A 25,447-nucleotide genomic window follows, 5' to 3' on the forward strand; every position below is an offset into this window, starting at 1 on the left:
TAATAATCTTTTACAGGGCGCGGCTTCAATAGCCTGTCAGCTCCATAAATCCTTGTCCTGTATGGCTTCCTGTAACCCTTATCGGCCCTTCCCAATAAGAGAAGATGAACGGGAGCCACTGCTCCTTCCGGACCACATCCACTTTAAGTTTTATCCCTTTTGACGGCACATCTATCTGCCATGCAACAGGATGCGTTTTTCCCCCTTGGGTTGAGAATGTAACCGGCAGCAACTGAATATCTTCAGCTTCCAGTACATCAATACGGCCATCGGCCCAACTTAGCGAGCCAAAATAATACGGACGGGTATCTTTTTCTCTGATCTGATACAGCATTAATGCACTTCCATCATCAAGATGGATAGCGAACCAGTCCCAACCCAGCTGATTATCAGCCAGTCCGCGGCTACTCCACTCACGGTCAAACCAGGCCTCACCGGTGACCTCAAAACGCTGTCCGTCTAATTCGATTCGCCCGTCAATTTGCAAGAAGGGGGCACTGAAATAGTAAGATGCAATATCTTTGGTCGCATGCTTCTTACTATAGCCCTGCTCGCCTTGCAGCACGATATTACCGGTTTGCTGGATCGCCAGCTTGCCGGCCATACCGCTGTCATCGGCGAACGACAACACTCCTGGGAATGGGGAGTCAGAGAAAGATCGCCACTCCCAGTTATCCAGCCATGCCCGGAAGGGTTGGCCTAACACACCCGCTTGGCCGATCCCGCCCCGGGCAAAGCGCTCGGCAGACCACACTTTATCTTCTCCAGTCACCACTAAGTGGGCCATATACCGTTGCGGGTTCTCCCAACCGTGCCCCTCGCCAGACAACGAACGGGAACGGAACAAGGTCCATTGAAAGCCAAACTCTTCGCCATCTTCTGCTTTAAGGTTAGCCGTCAGGTACCACCATTCTGTTCTGAATTCTGGGTGGGGTAAATGATCACGCGGAAACTCAAACTGATAACCAGGCACGACCTGGGCAAATTGGTCACTGTCTGGCCCCACCATCATGGAGACGGAACGGTTTACCTGGGCTTCTTCTGGCTCGCAGCTCAACAGTCCCAGCACCGCAACAATAGCGACAAGAGAGACTATCAAATACCCGCGCAGGAAATTTCTCCCCTTCATCAGAACGACTCCCTTAATGACATGATTGCAGACTGCTTCACCAGCCGCCATACCGGCCACGCCCCGGCCAGCAGCAACACGACCAATGCCGAGCCCAGGGAGAACAGATAGTTGGTTGGGAAATACTCGATTGGCATTGTCCAGCCGAAGGAGTACTTCAAGACAACATCAATAAGTAACTGAGCCAAAACAAGGCCAAGCGGCAAAGCTATCAATGCCGTGAGCAAACCAATCAAGAGCAATTGCCCTCCCCCCAGCAACGCCAGCTCCCGACCGGTCATGCCCATACAGCGCAACAAGGCAAACTGGCGTAGGCGTGACGTTTCCCCTGCCACGGTGGCAAAGAACAACCCGCACACGGCCACCACCAAGGTCAGCTTGCCCAGTGTTGCCGTGACGATAAATGTACGATCGAACACATTCATTGCCTGGAGCATCAAGTCATTGTTGTTGCGGATTCTTTCCGGCGGCAACCGGAATGTTTCACCAAGAGAGCGGATAATAGTCTCTGCCTGGGTATGATCATTAAGGTGTACCGCAAGGCTCACTTGCCCCTTGTGAGGCCAAATCGCCTTCCAGCGCTTCTGGGACATAATGACTTGTCCATAGGGATTGCCGTAGTCATAAAACACACCGGCGACAAGCCACTGCTTGTTTAATGGCGGAGGCAGGTCGAGTACCTGCCCCGGCTTGATATTTTGTTTCAGGGCCATCGACTCACTCACTAGTATGGCCCGCTCATGATGCAATTTCTGCCAGTATTCTGGCATTGCGACTTTAACCGCAAGAGCTTGTTTTTCGTCATCGGTTCCGCCAACGCTGACAACCTGCAAGGTGCCAGACTCGGATGGTAACATCTTGCGCCACTGCCACCACACTTGTTTCACTTCATCTTGGTTTTCTAGCCACTGGGTCATCCTCGGAGCCATATTGACCGCCGGGCGAATATAGATATCAGCAGCCAGACGCTGTTCTAACCAGGTTTGAGTGGTATTCCTAAAACTGCCGACCATGGTTTCCATGCCGATGTTCGATGCCAGTGCCAGCATGAATGCCATTGCGGCAACGCCTCGATAACTCAGACTGGCCGCCGCGTCGGAAAAGAACCAGCGCAGGCGAGCTGAGCGAACCACAATCCCCAGCACACGGAACAGCTGCCACAACAAGAAAGGCATCGCCAGTGCCGAGGCAATCAGTATGCAAGCGATTAGGACAAAACCGGCTTTTTGACCATGTGGCAATTGATAGGCCGCAATAGCCGCCCCGACGAACATGCACGAGAACACCGCCTGAAAGGCAAACTCTCGCCCGCTGAACCTAACCAGCGACATGCGAGTGGCCAAACGCGCAGGCTGACTGTTAATCAGCCGCACCAAAGGCCAGCCACAGGCTAACAGACACCCGCCGACAGCGATCAGGATAGAGGCCGCTCCCCACTCCCATTGCCAACGAACGGCCAAGCTCACATTGGCCCCGTAGAGATCGTTCAAGGTTTGGGCCACCGATGGCAGCAGTTTCTCTGCCAGCAGCAGACCCAACAGGTTCCCCCCGATCAAACCGACGACAATCCACACCACCAGCTCCAGGCTCAGTGCCTTTATCAATTGCCCCGAAGAAACCCCCGCTTGGCGCATCAACCCAACCAATGGCTGCCGCTGGGAAAAGGACAGTGACATTGCCTGATAGAAAATAAACAGGCCGACCACAAAAGCCAACATGCCCATAGCCAGCAAGTTCAAGTGGAACGCATCCGTGAGCGGCTCTAGGCCAGCAGTCTCTTGTTTTTCCAGCTTGAGCGCGGTGGGCAGCTTGTCTTCTAGGCTGCTGACCGTTTTCGGATCCAAGTCGCCACAAAGAATCGAGCTAAGCCCTGAGCTAGGCTGCAATTGCCTGAGCAAGGCCATATCTGCAATTAACCGCGGTCCCTTGATACGCTCTTCACTGACGACTTGGAGCGGGCCGATGGACTTTCCAGACTCCAGTTGCAAAATCTGGCCATCCTTGAATCCCATATAGTTGGCGAGCTGCTCACCCACCAGCACCGGATAAGGCGGCTGCATCAGGGACAGGATCTGTTGCTGGTTCTCGCTGCCCGGTACGGTATTGTGGCGGAAGCTGGAAAACAACGCGATAGGATCGAGGCCGACAAGCTCTAGACTGCGCCCGTTGTCAAGCGTAATTCGCAGCTCATCCATCGGCACGCACTGGCTAAAACCGTCACGACGAAGTTGAACATAAAACCCCTGCGGGACTTTTAACGCCGGCTGGCTGTGACGGATGCGATAGGGAAAAGGATTGGAAAAAAGGAGTTCACCATCGCGGTAGCTTTCACGCGCTTGCTGATTGACGCCCATGACCCCAACCAAGAGGGCAATACCTAATGTCAGTCCCAACCAAACCAGGACAATTTGAAGAGGGTGACGCTTATAATGCCCCCAAAGCGCTTTAGCTACGGGGCTTGACATGTAACAGTCCTCCCTGCAGGCGAATGCAGCCGTTCATATGTGCGGCCACCTGTTTACTGTGGGTAACCAGCAGCAAAGTACAATCCAATTGTTTGGTCAGGTTGATAAGCAAATTAATCACCGCAGCGGCATTTCGCTCATCCAGGCTACCGGTCGGTTCATCCGCCAATAGAATTTGTGGCTCCATGTAAAGCGCCCGGGCAATCGCCGCGCGCTGTTGCTGGCCTCCCGACATTTCTTCCGGGTAACGCCCCAGCAGCGGCATCAAATCCAAGGCGGCGATAATTTGTCGCCACAGCGCAGGGTTTTCTTCCAGCCCCTTGAGCTGGCGGCAGAAACGAATATTGTCTGCCGTCGTGAGGGTCGGTAGCAAATTGAATTGCTGAAAAACTAACCCTATATTGTTACGACGGAAAGCCGTTCTCTCTCGCTCCGAGATAGTATGGATAGGCTTATCACCAAGCCATACCTCGCCGGAATCAACACTATCTAGCCCAGCAATCAGGTTAAGCAGGGTACTTTTTCCCGAGCCACTCTCACCCATCAGCGCCAGTTGCTCACCTTGCTTTAATTCCAGCTCAGCACCTTGCAAAACCGAATGGTATTCATCACCATCCATATATCCTTTGCAAAGGTTGACCAGTCGTAACATTATAATCCCCAGTTATAGGAAGTGTTTGCCCTGAAATTTACAGCAAACCAATTGTTCTATAAAGGCCTTTAATGAACATAGAGATAAAACACACCTATTACGTTACATCCGCTCTACATTTCCTTTAAAGCCCCTACATGCCCCTCACAAAATAGCGCCGCACAACCGCGATTGCTGTTGTATATTTTTATTGTATACCTTTGTTTGATAGCCAGTCTTTGATTCCACCTCATTTAACTGGCCAATTACCCGCTACACGGAGCAGTAGTATATGGATAAAACAATTTTAGTTGTTGGCGCATCGGGTTACATCGGCAGTCACCTTGTGCCCGAACTGGCCTGTGCAGGCTATAGGGTCAAAGCCACATGCCGCAACTTGAAATTGTTAGAAAAGCGCGGCTGGCAAAATCTTGATAATGTCAGTTTACACCAACTCGATCTCACCGAGCCAGCTGACCTAGCCCCCCTGCTGGAAGGAGTCGAAAGTGTTTTCTTTCTCGTCCATGGCATGAACCACGGCCACGACTTTATTGACATTGAACTGCAGGCTGCGAAAAATTTCAGCGCCGCCCTTAAACAATCAGATGTCGAGCGAGTGATCTATTTGGGCGCTTTGCAACCTTCAGACGGCAAACCTTCCGAACACCTTTTAGCCCGCAAGGCGACAGGAGAAATTCTAAGAGAAAGCGGTAAACCAATTACCGAGCTGCGTGCGGGGATCATCGTTGGCCCCGGCTCTGCTGCCTTTGAAGTGATGCGCGATTTTGCCTTGCATTTCCCCATCCTTGTTACCCCAAAATGGGTCTACTCCAAGAGCTCACCGATCGCACTGCGCAACCTGCTGCATTACCTGATTGAGCTACTCAACTTCCAGCCGACCCGCCACCAAATAATGGATGTCGCTGGCCCGAAAAATATCAGCTATGCCAAACAGCTTCGTACGATTGGCTTTCAGGCCGGGAGAAAAGTCAGGATCTTGCCCCTGCCCTTTCTGACCCCAAGGTTCGCCGCCCGCTGGCTTCGCTTGGTAACATCCGTACCCACCAATATCGCAAAAGCCTTAATCGGCGGACTAGGCCATGATTTAAGGGCCAACGGCTCTGCGCTGCAATCGCTGATCCCCCAGCATCTGCTGAGCTATGACGAAGCCGTGGAAGAAAGCCTGGCGCACGAGAACGAAGTTGTCCGTAGTGATATCTGGGGGTTTGACCCAGACGCGCTCGCTCGCTGGCAACCCGGTTTTGGTTATTACCCCAAACAAGCTGGATACCATTTGAAAACCAACGCCACTGCCGAACAACTCTGGCGGCAAATTCTGCGGATGGGCGGGAAAGAGGGCTATTTTTATGCCAATTATCTGTGGTGGATCAGAGAGTGGATGGATTGGGTTATCGGTGGCGAAGGGCTGAACCGCTACCGCCGGGATCCCGACCATCTGAAGCTGGGAGATAAAATTGACTCCTGGAAGGTGATCAGTATCGAGCCTAACCGCTTTTTGTCGCTGCTATTTGGTATGAAGGCTCCGGGACTTGGCCGCTTGGAATTTACCATTGAAGATAAGGGGGATCACCGCGAAATCGACATTCGCGCCTGGTGGCACCCAGCAGGTTTCTCCGGCTTGCTCTACTGGTTTGCGATGATGCCCGCTCACCTCTTTATCTTCCGGGGGATGACCCATGCCTTAGTGGAACGCTGCCATGCAAAGGCACAGGAAGGGAAAACCGAGACGATATAATCAAACCTGTGGCTATAGCAAAGACAAAAACGGGAACCATTCGGTTCCCGTTTTCTCGTGTAAATCAAGCTGATTACTGCTGGGCTGGCAACTCAGGCAAATGCGTGCCGGCATTTCGTGGAAACAGCTTGTACTCGCCATGGTATTTCACTATCGATTTGTAATCTGTCACTTTGTACAGCAACAGACCTTGAGCATACGCCAGATCAATAAACTGACGGGTATCGCCACGAACAAACAGTGACAGCGGCTTAACCATTTCCCCGCTATCATCAAAGGCGGCAGCGTACTGGGCCGAGCAGACCACCAACGAGGCCTGGCCATCAGTATGGTGGGTCACCTTGCGGTTCACTTCATATTCAGTCGTCACCAGCCAATCATGCTCCTCCAGCAGCCCATAAAGAGCTTTGAGCTGAGAGTCATGCAGCGTGTGGGCATGTAGTGTACCCGTTACTTCGCCGTCTTGAGGGATCCCCTCGTAGCAGGATTTGATCTGTTCAAACTGGCTCTTGAGCTGAGCGTTCTTGCCCATACTGCGCGCCTGCTTCTGCCAATCAACCAGCGTTTTGGCAACCACATGATCATAACGCTGCTGCTTGATGACCTTAGTCACCCAGGCATTAAGATACAGCGTCTCGCTCACTGGGTTCTTCGGCGTCTTCCCGGCTTGCTGAGAATCCATCAGCTCTTGTAGCCCCTGCGAGACAACCTTATAAATTTCTTGATAAAACGTAGCCATCGATAACCTTTATGCTTCTCGTGAAAGGAACCAATAAAACAAAGCTGAAAGCACTGCACAGGCAGCCATTGTCAGTGCCATAGGCCACGGCGTGTTGTTGTGCATCAGGGCAACCAGTCCGCCAACCACGGTACCGGTACCAAAGCGCAAGGTTCCCGCCAGTGATGACGCCGTGCCCGCCATATGCGGATAGCGAGCAAGCAGACATGCCATGGTATTACTGCCGATAATTGAGATGGTTCCTACAAACAGCATGACAGGGATCACTACCCCCCACAAGCCCAAGCCGAGCAGCTGGCCACAAACCAAGCCAATACCGGCGATTAACTGTACAGTCAGGCCAAAACGTAACATCCAGTGCGAGCCGCGTTTTTTCACCAAGCGGCCATTGATGCTGGTCATCAGAATCAAGCACACCACATTGAGGCCGAACAATAGACCGAAGTACTCGGTGCTGACTTGGTAGATATCAATATAGACAAACGAGCCAACGGTCAGGAAGGTGAACATACCGGCAAATGAAAAACCGCTACAGAAAACCAGACCGACCACCACAGGGTTGATCAGCATTTTTGCATAATTACGTAGGGTCGAACCAAGATGAAACGGCAGCCGTTTTTCCTTGGGTAAGGTCTCAGGGATCCTGGCCGTTACGGCAAAACCGATCACAACCGCAAACAGGGCCAGAACCCAGAAAATCGAGCGCCAGCCAAACCATACCGCCAGAAAGCCACCCAGCATCGGGGCGATCAAAGGTGCCACCGTCATCACCAGGGTAATGAACGACATCATGCGAGCAAAATCTTCACGCTCGAACATATCCCGCACCAAGGCTTGGATAATAACCGCCGCCGCGGCACCAGCGAAACCTTGCGCAGCGCGGATCCATGTCAGTTCTAGAATATCCGCTGACACCGCACAGAATACAGCAGCAATGGCGAAAGAAATAATGCCAACAATCAAAATGGGTTTTCGACCAAAGCTATCTGCTAGTGGGCCATGAATAAGCTGACCAAAGGCAAAGCCAGCCGTATAGGCCGTCAAGGTCGCCTGTACCAAGCCAGGATTGACCATAAGATCTTTTGCAATTGTCGGCATCGCTGGGAGATACATGTCTATCGCCAACGGTGTCAGTGCGCCAATTGCCCCCAGAATAAGAATGAGTTGAATACTTAGTTTTTGGCTGTCTGTCGCAGTCATGTGTTCTCAATGTGCTGGAAAAAGTCAAAGACTTTTATTGTACGATGAATTAACTGAATACACTCTTTCCCTCCAGGAAAGAGTGCGTTTCTATCATGTCTTTTTGCAGTTAATGCGGGAAAAGTAGAAAAAGGAAACAGAGGGATATCTCGCATAGCCCTCTTGTAACAGGCGTGAGTAGAAGCGTTACTTGGTAAAAGAGGCCACTTCTTCCGGCGTCAGTGCCCGGTATTCACCCGGCGCAAGCTCCTCATCCAGCTCCACGCTACCAATCTGCTCACGGTGCAAGGCCTCAACCTTATTGCCTACCGCAGCAAACATACGCTTCACCTGATGGTACTTGCCTTCAGAAATCGTGATCAATGCCGCTTTCTCATCCAAGATCTCCAGCTTAGCCGGACGGGTCAGCTCTTTCTCACCGCGTAATTGCACACCTTGGGCAAATTGCTCGACCGTTTCAGGCGCGATAGGGTCGGCCGTTTCAACATAGTATATCTTCTCGCAGACATGACGAGGAGAAGTAATACGATGAGACCACTGGCCATCGTCGGTCAATAGGACCAAACCGGTTGTATCACCATCGAGCCGGCCAGCGACATGCAGCTTTTCTGGACTCACGACATCCAGCAGAATAAACACCGTTGGATTAAAATCATCGACATGGGAGCAAACAAAACCCGACGGTTTGTTCAGCATAAAGTAACGCGGACCATCAAAACACAATGAACGACCGTCGAACTGAACATCGCAATCATCGCTGACTTTCTGGGCGCCGTTCTTAACAACCTCACCGTTAACTTCAATTAGTTTGTTTTTTAATAGTTTACCGGCTTCTTTACGGGTAATTCCAAGTGTTGTGCTAAGAAACTTATCAAGCCTCATGGTTGGCTCCAGATGGTACAAAAACGCGTATCATACCAAGTCTGGCGCCCTTGGGCATTATCCCTTTCATGATATGGGCTAAAATAGAAGCAACTGAGCAACGAATCCATGAAGACTCCCCTTCGTGGTAAACAATTTCCCAAAAGTTCAGTGCAAAATCCCAGAACGTAACTAACCTCAAAGTCTCAAACATTTTTCAATGTATCTTTTAAAATCAGTAGACGTATTCAGGCAATAGTTACGTATAACAAGTATCATCTACGCATTGGTTATACCGATTAGCTGTAAAGGTTACGATATGAACATCTCACTTGTTGCGCCAAGTATTTCATCAATGGACATGCTGCTTACATTGGTTGAGGAGCTTTTTGAATATGAAGTACTGCCGAAAAAAAAAGAACAAACTCAGCAGGCTATCCAACACCTGCTCACGAATCCTGAGTTAGGTCAGGCTTGGTTTATCGAAGTCGACATCGATGGCGAAAAGCTCATCGCCGGCCACATCATTATCAGCTATAGCTTCAGCTTAGAGCACGGCGGACGCATCGGCTTGATCGACCAGTTCTACCTCAGACCTGAATGGCGCCAGCAAGGGATCGGTACTGCCTTGATCCCGCAAATTGAAGCCCATGCGGCTTCCGCCGGTGTGCATGCCCTTTCGCTTGAAGTGAATATCGGTAACAAGGGAGCACGCAAGTTCTATGAAAAACATGACTTTGTACCGCGCCGACAGTTCTGCATGATGACCAAGATCATCTCCCCTGAAGCAGTGCCGCTCAACATCGCTTCATAGCCAACTGCCCATTTCTACCCGCACCCGCTGACAAGGCTTTTGTCAGCGGGTGTTTTCATTGCCCCTACACACCTGTAAACTTATACAGTTACCCATAGCATCCCTGATATTTTCGCCTATATGTATACGCTTCGCCCATACCAGCAAGACAGTGTCAATGCGACCATCCACTACTTTAGAAAGAACAGCACACCAGCCGTGCTGGCCCTTCCCACAGGGGCAGGCAAGAGCTTGGTGGTGGCAGAGCTAGCTCGCATCGCCCGCGGCCGAGTACTGGTACTGACCCATGTCAAAGAGCTGGTTGAGCAAAACCACAGTAAGTATGAAAGCTATGGCCTCAAAGCTTCCATTTTCTCAGCCGGCCTAGGACGAAAAGAAACCGACCGGCAAGTCGTGTTTGCCTCTGTTCAGTCAATGGTCAACAGCCTTGACCAATTTGCCAATGAGTTTTCATTGCTGGTCATTGACGAGTGCCACCGTGTCCCTGACGACGAAAACAGTGCCTATCGCCGGGTGATTTCACACGTGCAAAAAATCAACCCCGGCATAAAAATCCTCGGGCTGACCGCCACCCCCTATCGCCTGGGGATGGGCTGGATTTACAAATACCACACCCGAGGGCAAGTCCGCACCGAGCAAGAACGTTTTTTCCGAGACTGTATTTTCGAGTTACCTATCCGCTACTTGCTGGATGAAGGCTTTCTGACTGAACCGAAAATGATGGATATGGCGGTAATGGGCTATGATTTCTCGCAGCTGAAACCTGGCAATAACGGCCGCTATAAAGAAGCCGACCTCGATAGCGTGATTGAGCAGTCCGGCCGCGCGACACCAATGATCATCAGTCAAGTCATTGACTACGCTAAAGACCGTCGCGGAGTGATGATCTTTGCCTCCACCGTCAACCATGCCAAGGAAATCATGGGCTACCTTGAAGGTGAAAACGCCGCATTGGTTATTGGTGACACGCCGCTTGATGAACGTGACCGGATTATCGAACAGTTCAAGAAACAAGAAATAAAGTACCTGGTCAACGTATCGGTGTTAACCACCGGTTTTGACGCACCGCATGTCGACCTAATTGCAATTCTGCGCCCGACAGAATCGATCAGCCTCTACCAACAGATTGTCGGCCGGGGGCTGCGCCTGTTCGAAGGCAAGAAAGACTGCCTGGTGCTGGAGTATGCAGGCAATTGTTATGATCTCTACCAACCGGAAGTCGGCGATCCCAAACCCAACAGCGACAGTGAAGTCATTATGGTGCCCTGTCCTGCATGTGGTTTCAAAAATAGCTTTTGGGGTAAGCTCGATCCGGCCGGTTTCCTGATCGAACACTATGGCCGCCGTTGCCAAGGCTATTTTGAAGACGATGACTCCGGCGAGCGAGAAGAATGCGGTTATCGCTTTCGAGCCAAGTACTGTGAAGAATGCGGTGCCGATAATGACATCGCAGCAAGGCGCTGCAATGTCTGCGATGCGGTAATGGTTGATCCTGACAAGAAACTGCGCGATGCCTTAAAGCTCAAGGATGCAATGATCATGAACTGCCATGACCTGCGCCTTGAGCCGGGCAAGAACAAATTTGGCAAACCTCAGCTCAAGGTGGTTTACATCAGTGATGAGGGAGCCGAGATCAGTGAAGTATGGCCGCTATCAACCAAGGGGCAAAAAGACAGCTTCATGAAGAAATTCGTCAATCCTCATCTGGCTGATCGTCACCGTCCTTTCACCGAGACCGCTCCGACCAAAGTGGCCAACAACGAGCACCGCTTCCGGCCACCAGAAATCGTTATTGCCCGCAAGAGCGGACGCTTCTGGGCAATACGCGACAAACTGTTCGATTTAGAACAGTACCAAAAGGACTAATTGCTTTACGTACCACAGTAGAAAAGCCGCACGACAACAAAGCTGTATGCGGCTATTTATATCAAATCAGCCTCGCTTAGAACGCGTAATCGAGGTTAATACCCCAGTTACGGCCCGGCTGTGTACGGCGATCGATGCCCTGTGTGGATGCCGTCGCACCTTCAAGATCCTGGTACTGCCAGTACTTCTCATCAAAGGCGTTGAACAGGCCAGCGCGTAACGTGAGATCCTGGGTCGGACGGTAGTAACCGGTCAAATCAACAACCGTATAGCTTGGTGCTTTCAGGTTATCAGCCTCTTCCCACTCATCTTTTGCCGCAACGGCAGTGACCGTTAATGCGGTCCCCCAAGCATCAGATGGTGCGTCATAACCAACGCCTACAACCGTGGTAAATGGCGCGATAGTATCCAGCGTGTTGCCAGTCTCACGATCTTCACCGTCAAGGTATGCCATCGACAAACGGGCATAGGAGCCCATCGGCGCACCAAAGGCCTCATCTAGCCATAAGCTACCTTTAAATTCCGAACCGTAGATGCGCGCTTTGCCGATATTTTCATTACGGGTAACTTCAACACTGCCATCCATCGTTGTTTTGCTCGAAATAAAGTTTTTGTAGTCGTTGTAGAAAACAGCCAACTCTACAGAGCCCAGATGATTATTGGCACGGATACCAACTTCATAGGACTGGCTCTCTTCCGGTTTCAGATCTGGGTTTGCCTCGATCCGATAGCCAAACATCGAATTATCTTTGTCATAATACATTTCGTAGATAGTTGGCGAGCGAAAGCCCTCGCTGTACTGGGCGTAAGTGCTCAGATTGTTATTCCAGTGATAAACTGCGCCCAAGCGCGATGTTAGAGCATCACTGTTATGCTGCTCTAGACCCGATGAACTATCCGGTGTCGCTTTGTAGTCGTCGTAACGCAGGCCTGCAGTCACAACCATGCGGTCGTCCATAAAGAACATTTGGTCTTGAACGAACACCGCGCGCTGTTCTGATTCGGAGCTTGGTACTTCTTCACTTCCCGGTGTGCTCACACCGGTATCCAAGTTGTAGTCAGTGTAGGACAACTTGAACTTGTCATTTGAGGCTGTCGCTCCGTAAGTGAACTCATGGCGACTCGTTGCTAGCTCAATCGCTTTTTGCATCTGCAAATCAAACTGCAGGCTTTCGTCCTTACCAGAACGGGCGCGATTTCGGTTACCCTTTGCCTCTGTATGATCGAAGCTATTGTGCTCGGACTCACTTTCCGTCCAGTTCAGGCTCCACCCAAGCGTTTCGAAAGCGGTAAAATCAGCCTGCCACTCATGTTCAAAACCTAAACGGTAGCGATTGTCTTTATCCTTACCATGAACATTGGTGTAGATATAACCCGGCATGCCACCGTCACGGCCTTCGCCAGATAAAATATCGCCTTTTGCATCACGAGTGTAATACTCGCCAGTCACGCCGATACGGTGGGCAGCGTTGATTTGGTAAAACACCTTCGCCAATATATTGTGAGATTCAATCTTGTATGGATCGGCAGCCCCACGCTCAGGACCAAGAATATCAGCACCATCACCATGGGTTTCAGTTTCATTACCGTCGCGGTAGGTATAAATCAGCATGGTGTCGAGGTCGCCGGTACGATTGGCTACTTCAACCGTTGCTTTGTACTCGTCATTCGCGCTGGCATAGCCCGTTTTCAAACCAACATGGGTATCATCACCCGCCCCGAGTAAATCCTCTGGATTCTTGGTACGCATCAGCACGGTGCCGCCGAGGGCATCACTACCATAAAGTGTCGAGGTCGGGCCTTTGTTCACCTCTATCGCCGTGAGCGTATCAACTTCAAAGGTATTGGCGTTTTTGCGCATTACATCCGCTCCAGGGTTGTAAGAGGACGGTTGCTCGACCCCATCGACTAACACCTTCACTCGACTACCGCTCATCCCCCGGACAGTAAAATCCTCCATGCCAAAGCGGCCCTGGCCGTTGACCTGGACACCAGGCTCATATTTCAACGCCTGCTTAATGTCCGTTGACAAATTCTGCTCGATATCCTCGGAAGAGACCTTAGATACTGATGATGGAATATTTTTGATGCTTTGTTCTGAACGCGTACCAGAAACCACGACCTCATCAAAAACGGAAAAGTCATCTTGAGCATGAAGAGAAGGTGAAAGCGCAAGAACCACTGAACTTGCCACTAAAGTAAGCTTATAACTCATATTCCCTGCTTATTATTTTCTAGGTGGTAATGAAACTGGCAGGGATTATTACAAATACAAACGATAATTACTATCATTATCATATAAATTTTTCCTAGGGTTGCTTCTCAGTCTCACCATATTGCTTTTTATCATTAAAACGATGCTTTATCATTCATGTCTGACTTATAAGCAAGGCAGCGTCTTTTCAGGCTAATTGCCTAATTTTTAAGTCATTGATTGAAAGCTGTGTTTTTTCACTTGCCGCTTGATTGGAACGCTGCTAATATTCGCGCTCGTTTTTACGACATTGAGTAAGGTCGCATTACTCAGTGAATTTAATTGAAAGAGTATTTAAGATGAAATTTGAAGCAGTAGTACGTACTGACCTAGGTAAAGGTGCGAGCCGCCGCCTACGTCACGCAGGTAAATTCCCAGCAATCGTTTACGGTGGTGAAGCAGCTCCAGTATCTATCGAGCTAAACCACGATGAAGTGATCAACCAGATGGACAAGCCTGAGTTCTACGAAGGTATCGTTCTAGTGATCGACGGTCAAGAAGTTGCTGTTAAGCCTCAAGACATCCAGCGTCACGCGTTCAAGCCAAAAGTTGAGCACATGGACTTCAAACGCGTTTAATCGCATTTGATTCATACTCAATGAAATAAAGCGCCTTTATGGCGCTTTTTTTGTATCTGGAGGATTATTGGATATGACACAGCGCGTTAGCAAAACTCAACAAACTGGGAGAAAGTCACCTAAAACAACTCCTGCTGCGGCGATGCACCTGAACCGCGATCGTCTTGACGATTTTGCTGGGCTTTAGCACGCATTACCCTTCGGTAACGCTGCTTACAAAGTCTGATCACATTGCGCTTTTGTTCATTGGTCAGTTGCTGCCAATAAAACCGTTCATCCCTGCTGCGAAAGCAACCTTTGCAATAACCGCGGTTATTGGCCTGACAGACCCCGACACATGGACTGGGAATGGTAAAAAAGTCTAATTGTTCCATCCTCTTCCCATCGCTGACAAACACTATCTATTAATGATAATAATCCCTTGTACTCATTTTCCCAAATTGATGGCCAAGCGACCAAATAGCAAACCAGCGAGATTTCCCACCAATAATGAATAGTCATTCAATGGCTTGTACTTTTGATAATAATTTTGCTAGTCTTTTGTGGTTATCCGGATCGATAACATCACATTATTTGCAGTCACCACTCTTTTCCACGACTGCTGTTCAACCAGGAGGGAACCATGGATTTCTTTGTACCATCGGCAACTAGCCCGCAGCAAGCAGAAGCAGTATTCAACTCGATTGCCAACCACGTTTCAGCACCAGAGCAAGACCAACGCGTTTACAAGCTTGTTTGGCAACATGAAGGGGCTGAATGTTCTTGTGAAATCGGTAAGCCGCTTCCCGACGTGTTCAGAACGGATGAGACTGTTCTGGCTATTTTTGAATGTGACGACATGTATAAGATCTGCACCCCGAACCGAGGCGCGATCAAGTTTGATCCTATCCACGCCATGAAGTCTTCTGTTTCTAGTGTTGAATACTTCAGCTGATCCCAGCGTTCACCAAGTACAAGCATAAAAAAACCGCATCAATATGCGGTTTTTTGTTTGTGCTATACCGTTACCCCGGCTTCAGTAAAACTGGCCATGTTGTTGTAAAACTCGGCAGCAGCCCGAAGCAGCGGCACCGCTAATACCGCTCCAGTCCCCTCCCCTAGCCGAAGAGACAGATCAAGCAGCGGCTCTGCATCTAGATGCTCAAGCGCAATACGATGCCCCGACTCATGGGATTGGTGGGCAAAAATCAAATAATCACGGCAATTGGGATCAATCTTTGTAGCCACTAATGCTGCCACCGTCACGATGAAGCCGTCAACCAGTACAGGGGTACGATGCTTTGCCGCGGCGAGGAAACCACCGACCATTTGCACGATTTCAAAGCCCCCCAGCTCAGCGAGGAGATCAAGCGGCTGCGACGAGTCGCATCGAGCGACGCCCTGGCTGACCAAGCGCTTTTTCTTTTCCAGTTGCCCTGTTGTTACGCCGGTACCAAAACCAACACAGCGTTCTGCAGGCTCACCGGTAACCGCGGCTAATAGCGCCGATGCGCTGCTGGTATTACCGATGCCCATTTCCCCAAACATAACCAGGTTGCAACCCTGATTGATCACATCCTCGACTAGGTTTTGCCCCCACACTATTCCTTCCTGTACTTGCTGCTGCGTCATCGCTGGCTCAGTGGCCAAATTACCCGTCCTTTCCCCAAGCCGGCGCTGAATCAATAGCGGAGATCCCAACTCAACAGGTAGCAAGATGCCACAGTCGATCACCTTTATTGCCACCTCATTGGCACGGCAAAAACAATTGACCGCCGCACCACCAGCCAAAAAGTTCAACACCATTTGCTGGGTGACAGCACTCGGGGCGATACTCACCCCTTCCTCCGCAATGCCATGATCGCCGGCAAACACCAGAACCGTCGGCTTTTCTAGCGTAATTTCAACCAACGCATCCGCTTTGCCCTGGCTTTGGATAAGCGCTAACTGGTGAGCGAGCTTCTCCAACTGCCCCAGAGCCCCCAATGGCTTGGTTTTCTGATCGATACGCTCTTGGATCTGTGCGCTGAAACGGGTGTCAAACATGTGCTCTATCCTTGCTGTAAATCTAAAATAGTCCCAACTGCGGTGCAGTAATATCATCAAAGTGCTTGCCAATAAAAGGTAAAATACCGTCAGCGACAGGCCTTAGTTGCTTATCGATGTAATGTTCGTAATCAATTGGGCTTTGCTGTGCTTCGACAGGCTCCGGGCCATTGATGGTAATCACATATTCAATCCAACCACCGCTTTGGTATTGCAGTGGACGGCCCTGACGCTGGTTCACCTCATCGGCCATCCGCGCAGCCCTGACATGAGGGGGAACATTTTTCTGGTACTCCGACAGGTTACGCCGTAACCGCTTGCGATAAACCAATGCATTATCGTGTTTACCAGCCCGGGTTTCTTCCACGTACTGCCTGACGTACTCTTCCACTTCTTCATCATGAAACACACGGTGATAGAGCGATTGCTGGAAAATTTGGGCCAAGCGGGTCCAGTCGGTACGGACGGTTTCCAACCCTTTGTAGACCATTTCCTCTTGGCCATTGTTAATCACCAGACCGGCATAGCGCTTTTTGCTCCCCGTTTCCTGACCACGGATCGTCGGCATCAAAAACTTGTGGTAATGCGTTTCATATTCCAACTCTAGCGCCGATTCGACCTTATATTCACTCAGCAAGTGTTGACTCCACCACTGGTTGATATAGCCCACCAGTTCGCGGCCTATTTCATCCGCTTTCTCAGCAGAATGGGCGTGCTTGAGCGAAACAAAGGTCGAGTCGGTATCTCCGTAAATCACCTCGTAGCCCCTGTTTTCTATCAGTTCGCGGGTGGTTTTCATGATCTCGTGGCCACGCATGGTAATGGACGAGGCCAAGCGATGATCGAAGAAACGGCAGCCCGACGAACCCAAAACGCCGTAAAACGAGTTCATGATAATCTTGATGGCCTGAGAAAAGGCCTTTTCGCCCTCTCGCTTGGCTTGATCCCTCGCCGCCCACAATGACTCGATCATTTTCGGTAAAAAATGCTTGGTACGGTGAAAGCGCCCACCACGAAATCCGGCAATGGCTTGGTTATCCTGCCTGCCTTCTTCGAGCAGCAAGCCTTCTACCAATCCGAGCGGATCAATGCGAAAAGTTCGAATTATCGACGGATATAGCGACTTAAAGTCCAGCACCAGCACCGATTCGTACAAACCGGGCTTAGAGTCCATCACATAGCCGCCCGGGCTCGCTATCCAGTTTTCACTATCCAAACTCGGAGCCACATAACCTGCACGATGAAGCTGAGGCAAATAGAGGTTGGTAAACGCAGCCACCGACCCACCGACCCTGTCCAGCTCTACCCCAGTCAGGCAACTTCGCTCAATAGCAAAGTCGAGCAGGTGGGTATGGTCAAAAATGCGTGATACCAGCTTGCAGTCTTGTAAGTTGTACTTGGCTAACGAGACTTTATCCTGACGAAACATCTGGTTGATTTCCGCCATCCGATCATGGACATTGTTGATCTCTTTGCCTTCCCCCAGCAATTCACGCGACACTGACTCCAAGGACCAGGAGCGGAAGTTGTAGGTGGCGGTCTTCAGGGTGTCGATACCATCCAAAACAACGCGACCGGGTACGGTAATAAAGCCTTGATTCGGGTTCTGGGTGGATTGGCGCCAGTGAGGGGGCTGCTTTCCCCTACCCATACGCAGGGTTATCGCATTCCACTCTGCCCGCTTGAGCAGCAGACGAAAATCAAAATCAATGACATTCCAGCCAATAATAATGTCGGGATCGTATTCGAGAAACCAGGCTTCAAGGGCGAGCAGCAAAGCCTTCTCGGACTCTACCCACTGGATCCATTCATGATCATTCTCGTCACACGAGGCATCGCCCACCATGATCACCCGGCTATCTTTTTCGCAATGTAAACCAACCGAATACAACACCCCTTTCTCGGAGCACTCGATATCCAGTGAAACGACTAATAGCTGGGGTTTGTACTCCGCCGCTTTCGCTTTGACCTGATGATACTCATCAAAGCCTGCTTTCGCTGTACGTTCACCGGTAAAGGCGATACCGCCACAAATAAAGCGCTCCATCAGAAAGCGATCGGCCAAGCGAATATCAGACTCAAAGGCCTCAATGCCGACCGCAGAAAGGATCTGAGGTAACTGCAGGCTGTCTTTAATAGAGTGAGAATAACAAGCCGACATGGCTTCATGCTGAAAGTTTTTTAATGGCAGCGGTTTCCAATCAACCCGTATGCCTGCCTTATGAAGTTCAGCCTGGGCCGGTGCTTGATCTTGCTGACGAACAAAGCTCACCGGTTTATCATTGCTGATCACTAAACGGACAGGGCCAGTGTCGGTGCTTACCCAAAGCACAATCTCCGTTTGGCCGCGAACATCACGGCTCTGCCTTGTTAGTACAAAGCCTTTTGACTGAGTTTGCAAAAACACCTCGTTAATTTGCCAGGCTTAACCAATCTTACGTTCAATCTTACCAAATTCAGCAACAATCCACTGACCAAAGTCATTGATCATGAACAACACCGCTTTTTTCGGTACTTGCGTACCGGAGACAAGAAGAAACAGCCGCTCAATCGCCACCCCATGTTGCGGGTAAAAAGAAAGAAATAGCTCGGCCGCTTGCTCAAGCGATAAAGCCAGCTTTCCAGAGCGGTGGAAAACCAGCGAATAACAGGACCAAATCATTTTTTTTGCAACATCACGGCAGAAAGACAAATAGTGGGACACCACCCTTGTTGCCATTATTTTTCGGCGGTACTCGTCGAGCTGTAAAGGCAGATCATCATTCATCGATCTACCGATCTCCCAGCTAGGCTCAAAGCAACCAAACCGGCTGGAAAGATCGTCGCCAAACACACAGACACAACAGTGTTTCAGCCAAAACCCCCACTTGAAAATTGTTGAGATATCAAGCACCTCATCTTTGGTCAACACGGTGAGCTGTACGGCGGTGATTTGTGGCCACTGTTGCTCAACTCGACTGACTATGCTGCTAAGTATTGCATGCTCCGACACAGTCAAGGACTCAGCCACAACCAAAGTCACATTGAGATCCGAACGACCTGCTACCGCCTGCTTTCTTACAACACTACCGGCAACATACACACTGTGCACTGCCGTAATACTTCGACTAAGCTGGAAGACCAATTGGTCAATAATCTTAGCGAACTCAGGCTGAAAGGCCGCAGGGCAATCCAAAGCAGGTAAAGCTTTAGTCACAGATATTCCTCTTAATTTCTTCTGGCGTTGAAATTATACCAAAACGCCATCCATCATTATCTATCCCCAACACCAACTGAACAATAATCACGCAGCAAATGACAGATTATTGTCAGTCGCTAGACACTTTGCGACAACAAAATGACCAAGCATTGAAATGTGTACAATTTTGCACATTTCAATGTAATTAAACATGAAACTATTATAGTATTCGCGTACTTTTTGACTTCGACTCAACATAATGAATATAAAGAATCAATTTTTTATTTTTGTTTGTATGATAATCATAGGCTTAGTTACCTTCTTTGCCTACGTTAATGCCTATGCGCTAGAAAAGTCAGAAGACACGGCTAAAGTATTGCTGTCATCCATTACCGCTGATTTAATTGCTTTTGAAAGCCAATTATCTGTAACGGCACAATTATATCCCGACTGCAGCGAAGAGAGCCGCAATGCCCTCGAAACAATGACATTAAACTATAGTGTTATTAAAGAGGTTATTTTCATCCGAAACAATTCCACCATCTGTAGCGACCGCAGTGCAACCCTAACCAAGGAGGAGGTTGCTGACTTCGAGATTGAAAAGCTTCCCGCCGGGGAGAAATATGCTATCTATCAGATTTACGACAAGAAAAATGAAAAAACAGCCATTTTCTTTATGGTATATATAGAGTCTGGCTGGTATCAAATTCATTTTGATAAACACGTCCTCGAGTTATGGCTAAAAGAAATTGCCAGCCACCATAATGTTTATGCCTACTTGTATAACAACAAGCGCAAGTACTTATCCAATATTAACGATATAAATAGCTCTGATTCAATATTTTACAAAGCATATGAAGAGTCTACAGAATTCCCTATCGGGATCTCGGTTGGATATACCAAGGCATTATTATTCAGTCTTATCGTCACTTTTCTACCGACGGGGATTTTATTAATTCTTGCCAATGCCATTGGTGTGTGTATTCTTGCACACTACTTTTTCTTTAAACGGGTTCCGCTATATACCGAAATCCAGAGAGGGATCTATAACCGGGAGTTTTATGCCGAATACCAGCCTATTGTCTCTGCCATCTCCGGACAATGGATTGGCGCTGAGTTGCTGGTCAGATGGCTGCACCCGAAAAAACAAACAGTCATGCCTGCTGAGTTTATCCCGGCAGCAGAGCAATCCGGACAAATAAACGAGATCACCTTGCAACTTTTCGAGCAAGCGGCACAGGACAAGAAATCAATGTTAGCCATCGATAAACCGTTTTATTTATCGATCAATGTGACCGCGTCGATGATTGCCTCGCCACACTTTGTCCAAGCCATTACGGCAATCATTGAGCGCCACCCTCTGTTGCAAAGTGGAATCGTTATGGAGTTTTCTGAGCGAGAAAACTTTTCCAACACGGATGTCTCACTGCTACAAAGTGGTATGCAGGCGCTACGGGATCAAGGAATAAAGTGGGCGCTGGATGACTTTGGGACAGGATATGCCGGGCTCTCTACTCTGCAAGCACTCAGTTTTGACATCATTAAGATAGACCGCGCGTTCGTTGCCGCCTCTGCGACAGACTCTGTGACCAAGTCGATTCTGGGCAATATTGCCCAAATTGGCCACAATCTCAATTGCAATTTGATTGCAGAAGGGGTTGAAACGGTTGAACAGTCCGAGCATGTCAAAGCTCTGGGCATCCAAAGCTGCCAAGGTTTTTACTACGCTAAACCTATGCCTTTCGTACGTTTTTTGGCTAAATTCAAAATACACTCGACACTTCCTGAAGAAGTTGGTCTATCGGCTCAGGAAATTGTTGGTGTTCAGCCGTAACCGTGGTAATTTTCGGTTTTTACCAACAGAAAGATATAGTCCATGCCAAGAGCTAGTGAAATTAAGAAAGGTTTTGTCATTGTAAACGGCGGTAAAACGCTGTTGGTCAAAGACATTGAAGTAACAACACCTGGCGGCCGTGGCGGTACAAAAATCTACAAAATGCGTTGTACCGATCTGGCTACAGGCCATCGTGTCGACGAACGCCTAAAGGCTGATGATGTGGTAGACACTGTTGAGATGACTAAGCACCCAGTCGCTTATTCATACGCTGAGGGTGAGAACATCATCTTCATGGATACCGAAAACTTCGATCAGTACACCTTCAGCGCCGAAGAGATTGCTGATGAGATGCTGTTCATTACCGAAGACACCCAGGGCTTGCATGTCATTTTGGTTAATGACAAAGCCGCAGGCCTTGAACTGCCTTCAGCGGTTGAACTGGTTATCGAGGAAACAGACCCATCAATCAAGGGGGCTTCAGCCTCGGCTCGTACCAAGCCTGCTCGCTTTGCGACAGGTCTAACCGTACAAGTTCCTGAGTACATCTCTACAGGCGAGAAAGTGAAGGTCAACGTTCAAGAACGTAAGTTCATGAGCCGTGCTGATTAATCCGCACCGATATAGCGACAAGGGGAAGCTTTAGGCTTCCCCTTTTTTATTTTGCCGTCACTTCGGTCTACGGCGGGCACTTGCACCGTCAAGTCGCTTGGGTATACTGCAAATTCAATTTACAAATTACAGATAGAGTTCATGGACACACCAAACCTAATTTCTTATGACGATGTTATCGATGCCGCTTACGACATCTTCCTTGAGATGGCGTCTGATAACCTCGAGCCAGCCGACGTCTTGCTGTTCACCATGCAATTCGACGAGCGTGGTGCTGCCGAACTCGTTGAGACCAAAGATGACTGGGCAGAGCACGTTGGCTTTGACGTTGACAAAGAAGTATATGCTGAAGTGCGTGTGGGGCTGGTAAATGAAGAAAGCGACGAGTTAGACGATGTCTTCGCCCGCCTTCTTGTGAGCCGTGATCCTGACAACAAATTCTGCCACATTCTGTGGAAACGTGACTAAAGACAAATCGTCGCGAAATACAAAAAGGCGGAGCCTCGTAAGGGGCTCCGCCTTTTTCTCAAGTGCTTGTCTCGGTTTACTTACACCAAAACAGGGGTGTCATGACGGCTACTGTGACGGACCCACAACAAGCTCAGTACCACCAAGATAGCCATGACCGTCATCACCGCCCCCAAGCTGTACTGATCTTCGGCTCGCATCATAGAGGCAGCCAACGTCGCCAAGCCCGCACCAAGGTTCTGTAATCCCCCCAGCACAGCCCCTGCCGTACCGGCATGGTGGGGAAAAGGCTGGATCGCAGCGGTCGTTGCCGCAGGAAAGAGTATCCCTGCCCCAATGAAATACACAAACGCACCGCCAATCAATGAGCTAACTGTGACTAGGCCAGCCATACCCGGAATGAAGATTGCCAATGCGCCAGCAATAATTGCCAACATCCCCAGGAACATGACACGGCTATTACCAATCTGTTTGGCTAGCACTGCCGACAACCATGAACCCGCAAGGTAACCCGGCAACGGTAGAATAAACAACAGGCTCACCGTTTTCGGATCCAATTTAAGTACGCTACCCAGTAGCACACCTGCAGCTGCTTCGAATACAGCAATACCGGCGAATGTCGCAATCAGACAGAGTACATACCCTTGGAACCGGCGGTTACCCAGCACATAGCGATAGCTTACCCACACTCGCTCATTGCGGCGGTTTTCTTTCGGCAGGGTCTCGGTAAACATGAACATCATCGCAACCGTGACCAGGGCGCCGAAAACCAACAGGAACCAGTAGCTCGCCTGCCAATCGAATACTGACGAGAGGTATCCCCCCAACACCGGTGCAATAAGCGGTGAAAAGATCACCCCCATGCTGACTAGACTATTGGCCCGGTGCAGCTGTTCACCGTCAAAGCAATCTCGGGTAACAGTTCGGCACATGGCACCACTACAACCGGTGCCCATCCCCTGAACAAATGTAGCAACAAGGAACCACTCAAAGCTCGGTGCAAACAACGCCGCCATTGAACCGACAATAAAAATTGCCATGCCCGCAATGATCACTGGACGTCGTCCAACTCTGTCAGACAAAGGTCCATAGATAAACTGCGACATGCCATAAGGAATGAGATACGCCGCCATCACTGCCTGTAAATATGCCGACTTTACTGAGAAAAAATCCGACATTGCCGGGATCGATGGCACATACATTGTTTGGGTCATTTGCCCTACAGCCGCAAGAATGATTATTAGAAATAACAATCTTGCCATGCTAGAAGAAGGTAATTGCTGTTTCACAGCCAATATCCTCATTACAGAATAATATTTTGAGAAACTGCGTCATCTTTGATGAATTTCATTAACAAATAAAATTTAATGCTATTTTTTGGAGCTGACGCGATATAAAAGCTCTAGGCGTTGAGATAGATTAGATTCAACACCTGATGTGATGAACGAGATAGTATAGCTGAACACTAATCATGGCAAGCAGTTAGGGTCAGTTGAAGCACGATTGTTTATTATCAATCGCATTAGAAAAATTAATGCTTAATTAGGGTGTTTGGCATGCTTCTTTTCGCACCGCCAACAATCAGCTGATCCCACACTTTGTAATACGTGAATAAACAAGCAAGTTCAGGACAAAAAAAACCCTGCCGGAGCAGGGTTTAGTAGAAGAAGCATCAATGATTAATCAAAGTGAAATCTGTGCTTACCGTGAGCCGCTTTGGTTTTCAGGTAATTCTCATTACCGTCTTTAAGGTGTGCTTTAGTACCCACCACTTCTGTAATCACAATACCGAGAGCTTCGAGCTCGCGGATTTTTTTCGGATTATTGGTGATCAAGCGAATTTCTTTTAAGCCCAGTGCCGCAAGCATGTGGGCCGCCTCAGAGAAATCACGCAGATCATCACCAAAACCGAGGTGATTATTCGCCTCGTAAGTATTCATTCCCTGGCTTTGCAGTTCATAAGCATCGATCTTATTATAAAGACCAATCCCGCGACCTTCTTGGCGCAAATACAGCAGTACCCCGCCCTGCTCGCCCATCTTTTCAATGGTTTCATCCAGCTGTTCACCACAATCACAACGCGAAGAGTGGAAAACATCACCCGTTAGACACTCAGAATGCATACGCACAAGTGGCGGTATTGAACGCTGATCGGCATTTTGGAAAATCACAGCAACATGTTCTTTGCCTGACTCTAGTCCTCGGAAGGAAAGCAGTTCAGCAGGAATATCACTTCTTTTACCGACTTTAAAAGGCACTCGGGCCCTTACTTTAACCATGTTGTTCCTAAGTACTTCTACAGCCAAAACAGTAGCGGCAATCCAATCGATACAAACCTAACGGCAAAGGCTACAGGCATACTGTTTGACTGACTATTCTCTACACAACACCCAGCCGTTGATACTCGCAAGTACAGCTGTCGCTAGGGTATTACTCTTTTACTCGGGTAGATATACCCAAATGACTTCAAGGGACCAACTCAAACAGGTGACTTGAAGCGACTTGGGTATAATTGGTAATGATATCTAAAATTATTGCACTAAAACAGCGTAAAGGTATAGGTTGCTGCTTATCAGAGCAATATTAACCACCCCTCCAAGGAAATGTTATAACATAACAAAGGCAGTGATAAAACCACAGGTTTTCTGTGGCTTAGGCGCTGCAGGCACGATAGTAAGCTTTGAGTTTTTGTCCCTGGAAAAGACACATCGACATTAGCGTAAAGCAGACTACCGCCGCCATGATCACCAACATCCGCAGCCAGTCATCTCCCATCATCAGCCTGACAGTGATCATAGTGTACGTCACATGCAGCCACTTCAGCGCTACGAGACTCAAACTGATCGACATCATATAAGGTATCCACCGATGGCGAATACCTAACAGGATAGGGTAAACGAGTAGCAACAAGCACGGAATCCATGCTCCGTAACGCAAGAAATGTGCGCCAAGTAACCAAAAACTCAGGATTATCGGGAAAAAACGTAATATCATGAAACACCCCCACAAAGAAGTATTATATATACATCTTTAATAC

Annotated in this window: 22 protein-coding genes; 8 read left to right on the forward strand and 14 right to left on the reverse strand. The window is 49.1% G+C overall.

The features are described 5' to 3' along the window. Positions 1-25: 25 nt before the first annotated feature. From C9J03_RS05950 to C9J03_RS05960, 3 genes are read right to left on the reverse strand one after another with little or no spacing between them, the layout of a single operon-like run. On the reverse strand, positions 26-1,129 hold the full coding sequence (locus C9J03_RS05950) for a lipocalin-like domain-containing protein (RefSeq protein ID WP_044623503.1): 1,104 nt from the start codon (positions 1,127-1,129) through the stop codon (positions 26-28). Continuing rightward, a complete protein-coding gene (locus C9J03_RS05955; protein WP_044623504.1) occupies positions 1,129-3,594 on the reverse strand; it encodes an ABC transporter permease in 2,466 nt (821 codons plus the stop codon). Before C9J03_RS05955 ends, C9J03_RS05950 begins: the two co-directional genes overlap by 1 nt. Next, the gene (locus tag C9J03_RS05960; protein WP_044623505.1) at positions 3,575-4,246 is read right to left on the reverse strand and encodes an ABC transporter ATP-binding protein; all 672 of its coding nucleotides are present in this window, start codon (positions 4,244-4,246) and stop codon (positions 3,575-3,577) included. The genes C9J03_RS05955 and C9J03_RS05960 overlap by 20 nt, the downstream gene beginning before the upstream one ends. 271 nt (positions 4,247-4,517) lie before the next feature. Here C9J03_RS05960 and C9J03_RS05965 point away from each other — a divergent pair, with 271 nt between their 5' ends. Next, a complete protein-coding gene (locus tag C9J03_RS05965; protein WP_044623506.1) occupies positions 4,518-5,981 on the forward strand; it encodes an SDR family oxidoreductase in 1,464 nt (487 codons plus the stop codon). A gap of 73 nt (positions 5,982-6,054) precedes the next feature. On the opposite strand, the gene C9J03_RS05970 is transcribed toward C9J03_RS05965, so the two are convergent. From C9J03_RS05970 to rsuA, 3 genes are all read right to left on the reverse strand, one after another. Next, positions 6,055-6,720, reverse strand: a complete 666-nt coding sequence (locus C9J03_RS05970; RefSeq protein ID WP_044623507.1) for a DUF2913 family protein — start codon at positions 6,718-6,720, stop codon at positions 6,055-6,057. Positions 6,721-6,729: 9 nt separating this feature from the next. Then, positions 6,730-7,920 (reverse strand): Bcr/CflA family multidrug efflux MFS transporter, encoded by a 1,191-nt coding sequence (locus C9J03_RS05975; RefSeq protein ID WP_044623508.1) that lies wholly within the window; start codon positions 7,918-7,920, stop codon positions 6,730-6,732. 186 nt (positions 7,921-8,106) lie between these two features. After that, complete coding sequence (gene rsuA, locus C9J03_RS05980) at positions 8,107-8,802, reverse strand: 16S rRNA pseudouridine(516) synthase RsuA (protein WP_044623509.1); 696 nt, start codon at positions 8,800-8,802, stop codon at positions 8,107-8,109. Between the two features lie 298 nt (positions 8,803-9,100). Here rsuA and C9J03_RS05990 point away from each other — a divergent pair, with 298 nt between their 5' ends. Further along, positions 9,101-9,595, forward strand: a complete 495-nt coding sequence (locus C9J03_RS05990; RefSeq protein WP_044623511.1) for a GNAT family N-acetyltransferase — start codon at positions 9,101-9,103, stop codon at positions 9,593-9,595. Between the two features lie 120 nt (positions 9,596-9,715). Further along, positions 9,716-11,461, forward strand: coding sequence for a DNA repair helicase RadD (gene radD / locus C9J03_RS05995; RefSeq protein ID WP_044623512.1), 1,746 nt, complete (start codon positions 9,716-9,718; stop codon positions 11,459-11,461). 76 nt (positions 11,462-11,537) lie between these two features. Here radD and C9J03_RS06000 read toward each other — a convergent pair whose 3' ends face one another. Continuing rightward, the gene (locus C9J03_RS06000; RefSeq protein WP_044623513.1) at positions 11,538-13,676 is read right to left on the reverse strand and encodes a TonB-dependent hemoglobin/transferrin/lactoferrin family receptor; all 2,139 of its coding nucleotides are present in this window, start codon (positions 13,674-13,676) and stop codon (positions 11,538-11,540) included. Between the two features lie 338 nt (positions 13,677-14,014). Here C9J03_RS06000 and rplY point away from each other — a divergent pair, with 338 nt between their 5' ends. After that, a complete protein-coding gene (gene rplY, locus C9J03_RS06005) occupies positions 14,015-14,293 on the forward strand; it encodes a 50S ribosomal protein L25 (RefSeq protein WP_039463116.1) in 279 nt (92 codons plus the stop codon). 119 nt (positions 14,294-14,412) lie between these two features. Here rplY and C9J03_RS06010 read toward each other — a convergent pair whose 3' ends face one another. Further along, entirely contained in the window at positions 14,413-14,667 is a 255-nt protein-coding gene (locus C9J03_RS06010) for a DUF1289 domain-containing protein (protein ID WP_044623514.1), read from the reverse strand. Positions 14,668-14,915: 248 nt separating this feature from the next. Between C9J03_RS06010 and C9J03_RS06015 the strand changes: the two genes are divergently transcribed. Further along, positions 14,916-15,227 (forward strand): hypothetical protein, encoded by a 312-nt coding sequence (locus tag C9J03_RS06015; RefSeq protein WP_044623515.1) that lies wholly within the window; start codon positions 14,916-14,918, stop codon positions 15,225-15,227. Positions 15,228-15,289: 62 nt separating this feature from the next. Here the strand turns inward: C9J03_RS06015 and cobT are convergent, their stop codons facing one another. The 3 genes from cobT to C9J03_RS06030 are packed head-to-tail and all read right to left on the reverse strand — an operon-like array spanning position 15,290 to position 19,514. Continuing rightward, positions 15,290-16,318, reverse strand: coding sequence for a nicotinate-nucleotide--dimethylbenzimidazole phosphoribosyltransferase (gene cobT, locus C9J03_RS06020; protein ID WP_044623516.1), 1,029 nt, complete (start codon positions 16,316-16,318; stop codon positions 15,290-15,292). A gap of 22 nt (positions 16,319-16,340) precedes the next feature. Next, positions 16,341-18,719 (reverse strand): DNA polymerase II, encoded by a 2,379-nt coding sequence (locus tag C9J03_RS06025; protein WP_044624523.1) that lies wholly within the window; start codon positions 18,717-18,719, stop codon positions 16,341-16,343. Between the two features lie 24 nt (positions 18,720-18,743). Next, positions 18,744-19,514, reverse strand: a complete 771-nt coding sequence (locus C9J03_RS06030; RefSeq protein WP_044623517.1) for a hypothetical protein — start codon at positions 19,512-19,514, stop codon at positions 18,744-18,746. A 241-nt stretch (positions 19,515-19,755) separates the two neighbouring features. Here C9J03_RS06030 and C9J03_RS06035 point away from each other — a divergent pair, with 241 nt between their 5' ends. From C9J03_RS06035 to C9J03_RS06045, 3 genes are all read left to right on the forward strand, one after another. Beyond that, the gene (locus C9J03_RS06035; RefSeq protein WP_044623518.1) at positions 19,756-21,330 is read left to right on the forward strand and encodes an EAL domain-containing protein; all 1,575 of its coding nucleotides are present in this window, start codon (positions 19,756-19,758) and stop codon (positions 21,328-21,330) included. 42 nt (positions 21,331-21,372) lie between these two features. Next, positions 21,373-21,942 carry an elongation factor P-like protein EfpL gene (efpL, locus tag C9J03_RS06040; protein WP_039463129.1) on the forward strand — a complete coding sequence of 190 codons (570 nt, stop codon included), beginning with the start codon at positions 21,373-21,375 and terminating at the stop codon, positions 21,940-21,942. A gap of 141 nt (positions 21,943-22,083) precedes the next feature. Next, positions 22,084-22,410, forward strand: coding sequence for an HI1450 family dsDNA-mimic protein (locus C9J03_RS06045; RefSeq protein ID WP_044623519.1), 327 nt, complete (start codon positions 22,084-22,086; stop codon positions 22,408-22,410). An 80-nt stretch (positions 22,411-22,490) separates the two neighbouring features. Here C9J03_RS06045 and emrD read toward each other — a convergent pair whose 3' ends face one another. The 3 genes from emrD to C9J03_RS27000 form a co-directional block, all read right to left on the reverse strand. Then, the gene (gene emrD / locus C9J03_RS06050) at positions 22,491-23,672 is read right to left on the reverse strand and encodes a multidrug efflux MFS transporter EmrD (RefSeq protein ID WP_197078635.1); all 1,182 of its coding nucleotides are present in this window, start codon (positions 23,670-23,672) and stop codon (positions 22,491-22,493) included. Positions 23,673-24,089: 417 nt separating this feature from the next. Next, the gene (locus C9J03_RS06055; protein ID WP_044623521.1) at positions 24,090-24,689 is read right to left on the reverse strand and encodes a GTP cyclohydrolase II; all 600 of its coding nucleotides are present in this window, start codon (positions 24,687-24,689) and stop codon (positions 24,090-24,092) included. 373 nt (positions 24,690-25,062) lie between these two features. After that, positions 25,063-25,263 carry a hypothetical protein gene (locus C9J03_RS27000; protein WP_231580671.1) on the reverse strand — a complete coding sequence of 67 codons (201 nt, stop codon included), beginning with the start codon at positions 25,261-25,263 and terminating at the stop codon, positions 25,063-25,065. Positions 25,264-25,447 lie beyond the last annotated feature (184 nt).

The sequence above is a fragment of the Photobacterium gaetbulicola genome, from assembly GCF_003025515.1.
Lineage (GTDB): Bacteria > Pseudomonadota > Gammaproteobacteria > Enterobacterales > Vibrionaceae > Photobacterium > Photobacterium gaetbulicola.